Source organism: Liquorilactobacillus sp. (assembly GCF_047719775.1).
Classification (GTDB): Bacteria; Bacillota; Bacilli; order Lactobacillales; family Lactobacillaceae; genus Liquorilactobacillus.
Map to the genome: position 1 here is coordinate 19,859 of NZ_JBDNTS010000022.1, position 8,717 is coordinate 28,575.

The 8,717-nt window shown below is 33.5% G+C and carries 4 protein-coding genes; 3 read left to right on the plus strand and 1 reads right to left on the minus strand.

The features are described 5' to 3' along the window. Window positions 1-102: 102 nt before the first annotated feature. Together ABF682_RS10365 and ABF682_RS10370 are read left to right on the plus strand one after the other, a co-directional pair. Window positions 103-3,366 (plus strand): bacterial Ig-like domain-containing protein, encoded by a 3,264-nt coding sequence (locus ABF682_RS10365; RefSeq protein ID WP_415619768.1) that lies wholly within the window; start codon window positions 103-105, stop codon window positions 3,364-3,366. 655 nt (window positions 3,367-4,021) lie between these two features. Next, window positions 4,022-4,462, plus strand: a complete 441-nt coding sequence (locus ABF682_RS10370) for a hypothetical protein (RefSeq protein WP_415619769.1) — start codon at window positions 4,022-4,024, stop codon at window positions 4,460-4,462. A 453-nt stretch (window positions 4,463-4,915) separates the two neighbouring features. Here the strand turns inward: ABF682_RS10370 and ABF682_RS10375 are convergent, their stop codons facing one another. Then, complete coding sequence (locus ABF682_RS10375; RefSeq protein WP_415619770.1) at window positions 4,916-5,530, minus strand: TetR/AcrR family transcriptional regulator; 615 nt, start codon at window positions 5,528-5,530, stop codon at window positions 4,916-4,918. Between the two features lie 150 nt (window positions 5,531-5,680). Here ABF682_RS10375 and ABF682_RS10380 point away from each other — a divergent pair, with 150 nt between their 5' ends. After that, window positions 5,681-8,497: a YhgE/Pip family protein gene (locus tag ABF682_RS10380; protein ID WP_415619771.1), complete on the plus strand. Its 2,817-nt coding sequence runs from the start codon at window positions 5,681-5,683 to the stop codon at window positions 8,495-8,497. The last annotated feature ends 220 nt before the right edge of the window (window positions 8,498-8,717 follow it).

The following is an 8,717-nucleotide window of genomic DNA, read 5'->3' on the forward strand; positions in this document are numbered from 1 at the left end:
TAAGCACAAAAAAGGTCTACTTTGCTTATAGAAAGCGTTTACACAAAAATGTAATAATGATATAGTAAAAAAGTTATTAAGAAGGGGGACTAATGATTTCTAATGAATAGAAAGTTGAATGAAAAAGAGCATTATAAGATGTATAAGCAGGGTAAAAACTGGGTCTTCTCCATCGCTTTTATTAGTGGGGGACTACTTCTCTCTAATTATCGGGTCAGTGTCGTTAAAGGCGATACGGTGTCAACTGCCTTAAGTGAAAGCAGTCAGACGAGTTCTGATGATGCCAGCAATGCAATATCAATAAGTAGTAGTGCAGCAACAACAAGTGATGCCAGCAATGCAACATCAACAAGTAGTAGTACAACAACGAGTGATACCAGCAATGCAACATCAACAAGTAGTAGTGCAGCAACAACAAGTGATACCAGCAATGCAACATCAGCAAGTAGTAGTGCAGCAACAACAAGTGATACCAGCAATGCAACATCAACTAGTAGTAGTACAACAACAACAAGTGATACCAGCGATGCAATATCAACAAGCAGTAGTATAACAACGAGTGATACCAGCAATGCAACGACAACAAATAGCGCTGCTGCAACAACAAGTAGCACTTCAGGAACTGATAGTATTGCAACAAATGAACAGTATGATGAGGAATACAGAAATCAATTTCATTATTCACCATCTGAGAATTGGATGAATGATCCAAATGGGTTATTTTACGATAGTACCACGGGTTTGTACAACCTTTATTATCAATATAATCCTGATGGCAACGAGTGGGGGAATATGTCTTGGGGTCATGCAGTAAGTAAAGACACGATTAACTGGACTCAAGAAGATGTTGCAATTCCAGTTTTAACCAATCAGTCGTGGGAAGATTTTACTTATACCAATACCACGGGAGATTTGGCTCAATATGGCGAAGTCCGTTATGTTGGTACGCCAACAACTAATTGGGGAGATTCCAACGGAGAAAAAGATATTTTCAGTGGAAGTATTATTGTTGATACTAACAATGTAAGCGGTTTAGGAAAGGGAGCGATATTAGCTTTCTATACTGCAGATTACCAAATCGCTACACGAAAAAATGATGGTCAAGATGGCGGCTGGGGAACTTGGATTGGTTTAACAGAAATTCAAGAACAGCATCTTGCATATAGCTTAGATGGTGGTAAAACATTTATTCAGTATTCTCCAGATGGAAATTCAGCTAATCCTCAAGCGATAATCCCAATTACGGCATCTAAAGGTGGAGATTCGGCCAATTTTAGAGATCCGAATGTTGTATATGATGCTCAAAATAAACAATACTTAATGACGGTAGTTTCGGGTCAGGAAGCTTTGATATATAGGTCGACGAACTTACTTGATTGGGAATATGTATCTACCATTCAGCGGCAAAATGATGTTGGCGATGGAGTTTGGGAATGCCCAGCATTAATCCCAATGACGGTTTCTGGAACAAATGAAGTTAAGTGGATTTTCAGTGTTAGTGTGCAGAAGGGAGCTCATGCAACTGGCTCAGGAATGCAGTATTATGTTGGAACTGTTGATGCCAATGGTAATTGGATCCCAGAAAGTTCAACTACTATGGCAAATCCAATGACATTTGATTCTGGAGAGGATTTTTATGCAGGAATAACCTTCGCAAACATGAGTAATAACCGTACCGTTATGCTTGGCTGGGAATCGAATTGGACATACACAGGAGAATCTCAGACGACACCTTGGTATGGGAATATGACACTTCCAAGAGAATTAACTTTGGTAAAGGACGCAAACGCGACGGATGGATATTTACTGAAAAATAATGTTATATCTGAAATAGAAAATAATGAGAATGTTAATGTTATTAGTAATAGTGATGCTTCATCTACTCTTAACAGTGAAGAAAAAAAGCTGACTAATGGAGGAACGACTTATAAAATCAGTGCCACATTTTCTTGGGACACTGAAAATCCACCTAAAACAGTAGGCTTTAAATTGAGAATATCTGATGATGGAAAATATTATATGACAGTTGGCTATGATTTAACAACTCATCTTTTCTTTGTGCAACGGTTAAACACTGGTGAATCAAATATGGGATCTCCAAGAGATAACATGAATGCTTACGTTGACACAAGCAATGGTACCATCACGTTAACAGTTTATGTTGATGAAACAAGTATTGAGGCATTCGCAAATGATGGAGAAAAATCAATTACTCAGAACTTCTTTATGCGTCCAGAAAATATTGGTAATCAAAATACAATTGGCACAGCACTATTTTCAGAGGGTGGAAGTGCCAATGTCGAGAACCTGTCTTTAAATCCCATCGAAAGTATTTGGAATAATAGTGCAAAGGTCAATGTTAAGTATGTTGATGTTGATGGAAATAACTTGTTGGATTCAAAACAATACACTGGAAAAATAGGTGATAACTATGATATTACTGCTTCTGCAATAGATGGCTATTATTTAGCAAAAACTGAAACAGAAAATAAAAACGATAGTAGTGTATATACTGCACAAGATCAAAGCATTGTTTATGTATATGCAAAAATTCAAACTGCATTAAACGTAAAAGACAGCACGATACCAGCGGGACCAAAGACAAGTTGGAGTGCGGCAGATAACTTTGTCAGTGCAACAGATGCTGAAGGTAACCAGGTAGCGCTAAAAAATGTAACAGTTAGTGGTAGTGTTGATACAACAAAGGCTGGCAGTTACAAGATAACATATAGTTACACAGATAGTCAGGGTAATACAGTGACTAAAGATGCAATCATTACAGTTGTGGCAAGTCAGTCAAGCATTAAAGCTAAAGACAGCACAATACCAGCGGGACCAAAGACAAGTTGGAGTGCGGCAGATAACTTTGTCAGTGCGACAGATGCTGAAGGTAACCAAGTAGCGCTAAAAAATGTAACAGTTAGTGGTAGTGTCGATACGACAAAAGCTGGTAGTTACAAGGTAACATACAGTTATACAGATAGTCAGGGTAATACAATCTCACAAACGATAAGTGTAACTGTAATTGCAGAAAATTCCCAAAAACCTACTGGCAATTCAGGATCTGGTACTAATGAAAACAGCGAAGTTAATGATAATAATGTAAAAAATAATTCAAATGAATTTGATAATTTGAGCTTTACTGATAAAATGCATGGAAGTACAAAAGTAGTTAATAATAAGATTAAGACAACTCAAAATTCTAGAACAAAGAAAATAAATCTAGGCGTTGCAAATAATAAATCTCGAAATGAATTACCACAGACAGGAGAAAAAAATGAAAGTATAATAACGATTTGGGGTGTACTGCTAGCGCTTTTAGGCAGTATTGGCGCAATGGTTGGTATAAAAAAGAGTAGAAACTAATTTTAAAAATTGATTTAATTTAGTTTTTGTTTACAAAAATAATAGAGATTAAAAATATCTTTGGAAAGTTTGAAATGCAGCAAAAATTAAATAAAGTATAATTTGATTCTATGTAACGACCTATTCCTTGTATTTTGCTGGGATCAGGTCGTTTTTAATATAGTATTTGAAACCAAGTTTTGTAAGGCACTTCACTTATGGCACACTCCCTTTCAAAAATATTATCCTAATAAAAGTATAATAAAAATGCATAGTAATTATAACAAAAAAACAGATCGTACTTAGTGTCAGAATTGACTGGAAATCAAAAGAAAATCATTTTGTACAGATGATTAAGCAAATTATTGAAGTTCTTAAAATTGAAGGTCTCTACATTTTTGAATATTTGCGTAAGTATTGATCTGCAGTATTTCTACAATTAATTTTCTGTGATATCTCATATCAATGGATGAAATTACTACCGGAAGATTAAAAATTTGTCACAACTTGAAGAAAATACAAATGAAGTCTATACTTATTAGAATATTGAAAGAGAACTGGTAATTCAGCTTTAATTAAATCTTTAAAAATAAAGGTGTATGCTGCCATATCTAGTAGTATTGAAATCAAAGTTTTAATATACACTACATTATGCATAAATTTATGAGGTGAGGATATGAATAAATTAGATATAGCCATATTTGCTGGCTATATTGTACTGTATGCGGGATTAATGATATGGTTAGTAACAGGATGTAGGATTAAACTTCTTAGAAGAAAAAATAAAATAACTTTATTATCTTTTAAAAGTTGGATTTTAGAGAATAACAAGAACAAAAAAAGAATTTTGAAGATTTTTCTGCTAGTTATTATTTTTATTGCCTGTTTTCTTACTATTAAAAAAAGTATAGCTTTTCTCTTTTTGATGTTAGAGGCAGTGATAGGAACATCCTTAATAGAAGAGAAGATTGAATATGAGATAGAAAAATCTAGTGATGAAAACTATACAAAGAAAATAGTAAATCTACGTCATATATGGCGTGTTGGAATGCTGATAATATCGTTAGGCTGTATAATCCTTATGATTGAGAGGATAGTACAGGTATTAGCTAACTGATATTTTTGTTCAATACAAAAGGTTTGAGTATAATTTATCGTACAAATTTTGAGGATAGCAATATAATGCTTCTTGAATGAGCGTTCAGATATGGTAACAGGCAACCAGTTGTTTATGATTTGAATGACAGGTTAAATGTTATACGTAAAGAAAAACTTTAATAATAAATAATAAAAGCCATGAAGTCCATTAAAGATATCATGGCTTTTGTTTACTGTTTTTTATTGGTAAGTTTTATTGAATATCGTTACTTTTATTATGTTAGATTGCTTTGAATTATCAATAACTGACAAAAAAGGAATGTTAAATAGCATAATTTGAATGAATCGAATAACCCCATATGACTCATTTATTGAAATTAACAATAAAAATTGAGAATTATGCTTTATAACTTTAAAAGAATTATTACAATTGATAGATTTTATGATACACATAACAGAATGTATTTTAAGATTAATTACCTTTTAAATTTATCATTTTATAAGGGGCTAAAAATCTACTCTTATTTATTATTTTAATAAGCTCAGAAATAGGTTCAGGATTACTTTTTCCTATCCAATATTGAAAAATATGAAAAAGCCCAGAAATAATGATCTCTTCTGCATAATCAGCTGGAATTTCATCAGAAAAGCTAATATTTCGTTTGTCCATTGTACTCAATATTTGTTCTGAGAGGATCTCCTTTATGCGTAAACCGAATTTAGGATCTCCTTTTTTTGATAAGAGTACTTTTAAAGTCTTCTTTTCCGTACCTAAATAATCTAAGGTTTGTATAAAAATACGATAGGGTTCATTTTTGGCAGCTTTAATGTCCTTGTCTGTCCATTTCATTATGTCATTAGAATTGATTTCTAAAATTTTTTTGAATTCTTCAGAAATTTCATTTTCAATCTTAGATAATAAATCAAATTTGTCTGTATAGTGAATATAGAAAGTACCTCGACTGATTGCAGCTTCACGGGTAATATTGGATACAGTTAATCTATCGAAACTATAAGATTCAATTAGGTTAATAAAAGTATTTTTAATTTTTTGTTTAGTTGCCAAAGTTCTAATAGTATTTTTCATTATTTTTTACTCCTTCGAAAGAATATGAACACTTTTCCAATTTTTGAATATTGTAATCAAAAATGATTGTGGTTAGTATATTATATGCGAAACAAATAATCAACGTGTTCATTATTTTTGTAAAATGCTTTATATAGGGAGTGTGTAATTTTGATTAGAGCTGAATGGTCTTACTTAAAACAGCATAAATTTATGATAGTTGTATTGGTAGCAATTATGCTAATACCTTCAATTTACGCGGTTACTTTTTTAAGTTCCATGTGGGATCCGTATGGTAAAGTTAAAGACTTACCCGTTGCGATAATAAATAACGATAAAGCCGTTAATTATCAGGGTCAAAAAATGTCAATTGGGAAATCGTTGGAGAAAAATTTAAAAAAATCTAATGCTATGGATTTTCAATTTCCAACACAAGCTGCAGCAAAGAAGGGATTAAAGAATGGAAAATATTACATGATTTTGACTATTCCTAAAAACTTCTCGAAAGATGCAACCACGTTATTAAAGAACAAGCCCCAAAAAATGCGACTTAGGTATCAAACAAGTTCGGGGCATAGTTTTATTGCAGGAAAGCTTTCTCAATCAGCCGCAAGAAATATAGCTCAATCTGTATCTACAGAGGTAACAAGAACTTATTCCAAAACAATGTTTACTCAAATTAAAAAGCTTGGGAAAGGTATGACAACAGCCTCTAAAGGGAATGCTAAATTAGCTACTGGGACTAAAAAAATAAAAAGTGGAAATGCGACAATTACTAGTGGTTTAAATACACTTGTTAAGAGTAGTCTTACTTTTAGTGATGGTGCCAAAAGTTTGCAACAAGGAGTAAATCAATATATTAATGGTGTTACTCAGCTTAAGTCTGGTAGTGTGAAAATAACAAATGGGTTGAATAAAGCGACCACTCAATTGCCAAGTCTTGTTGATGGTGTAAATAAGTTGACTACTGGTTCAAGTACTCTTAGCCAAGGATTGAATACGTATACCGCAGGAGTTAGTAAAGTTAACTCTGGAACAGTTTCTCTTAATTCAGGTGCTCAAAAATTAGCGACTGCTGGGAATACTCTTTCTGTAGGTGTTACACAACTTTCAAAGGGTTCTAACACATTAAATGCAGGAGTGCAAAGCTATACAACTGGTGTTGGTAAAGCTTATACAGGTAGTGAAAAAATTTCAAGTGGTCTTTCAAGAATTAATTCAGCACTTAATGATAATGATACAAAAACAAAGTTAAACCAATTGGAAAGTGGTTTAAACAGTTTTAAAACAGGCTTGGATCAATTAAAAGATGCAACTGATAGTAGTACCCAAAGTACTTTCTCAACTAGTGAAGTAACAACGGCAATGAAAAGTCTGTCTACTGAATTGGCAACAATGACAGAGTATGAATCAACTTTTAATAGCAAATTACAAAGTGTTGCCAAAGCCCAAAATTTAACGAGCACGCAAACTAGTGCTATAGCAAACGCATTGGCCCCCAATGATAGTTTTTCAGTAAGCGTTAAAGAGGCAACAACTTCTTTAAATCAACTTCAAACACAGTTAACTACACTTTCAAATAATAGTGAAAGTTCTGTTGCAAAATTGCAGACTGGAATTGCGAGTCTGCAAAGCAGCTATGGTACAAGTACAGATACTGCCGATTCTAATACAATTTATGGAGGAATAAATGCTATTACTAGTTCCTTGGGAACTGTAACTACAGGAATCACAGAGTTGAGTAGTGGCTCAAGTACTTTGACTAATGGATTAGCTACTTTAAATAAACAATCTTCTAACTTAGTCAGTGGAACAAAACAATTAAACAATGGTTTAATAAAGCTTAATAATAGCGCACCAACATTAGTTAATGGAATTAACTCATTAGCAAACGGAAGCAGCCAATTAGCAAGTGGGACTAGTACACTTGTAAATAGTGGCTCACGTTTGACTGAAGGGGCAAGCACACTAGCTACTGGATTGGGAACATTAAATACCAAAGTACCAACATTAAGTTCTGGTATTTCACAGTTAGCAGATGGGAGTCAACAAATTACAACTGGTTTGACTAAGTTAAGCAGTAATGGTTCAAAGATGTCTAGTGGAACAGCTGAACTTGCTAATGGAGCAACTAAAATTAGCAGCGGCTCAAGCAAACTTGGTAGTGGTTCTAGTAAATTAGGGACAGCTTTAAGCAAAGTACTTGCAGGTAATGAGACTTTGTCTACTAAGCTAGGAACGGCAGGCAAAAAAGTCAATAAAATTAATCCAACTAACTTGACATATAATCAAGTTGCCAAGCCTGTTACAACTAAACATGTTGAAAATGATACTGTGCCAAATAATGGAACTGGAATGGCTCCATATATGTTCTCAGTTGCATTGTTTGTAGGTTGCCTTGCATTAAACTTGATGTACGATACCTATACACCTAGAAAGTATCCGAAAACCGGATTTAGCTGGTGGGCTGCAAAAATGTCAGTGGTAGGTGTATTTGCAATCTTACAGGCACTAGCCATGGATGCATTTATGACATTATTTGTTAATCTAAGTCCTGTAAATCCTTTCTTAACAATAATTACGCTCATTATCTCTTCGTTTGCCTTTATAAGTTTAGTAACATTTTTGAACTTGGCATTTGGGAAAGTTGGAGCCTTTCTAACAATGATCTTCCTAGTGCTGCAATTAGGCGGATCTGCTGGAACGTATCCAATTCAATTGTCAAATTCATTTTTCCAAGCAATTCATCCGTTTCTTCCAATCACCTATTCTGTGGATGCACTACGAGAAACTTTGATGATCGGCAATTCTCCTTGGCCTGACTTATTCGTACTTTTAGGTATTGCTGCTTTATTTAGCATATTGATTATATTATTCTTCCAATCATATCATGGTCGCATGAAAGAAATTGATTTTAAGAATATTGATATGAAAGAAGTTGCTGCGACAAGGAAGCAATCATCAAAGAGAGAAGATACTTCAATATAATACTATGAAAAAAACGAACACATTTTTGAGAAAGTAGTTTACTATTTTTTCAAAAAATGTGTTTTTTAGTCTAAAAATTTAGATGGAAATAGTATTTGATTTCATCTGATATCAGCCAGAATGGAGAATTTCAATTAAAAAGACTATTGAAGAAATTAGTTTTTTGATATTTTATGTGGCTTTAGATCTAATAAAAGAAATTATATTATAGAGTATATAT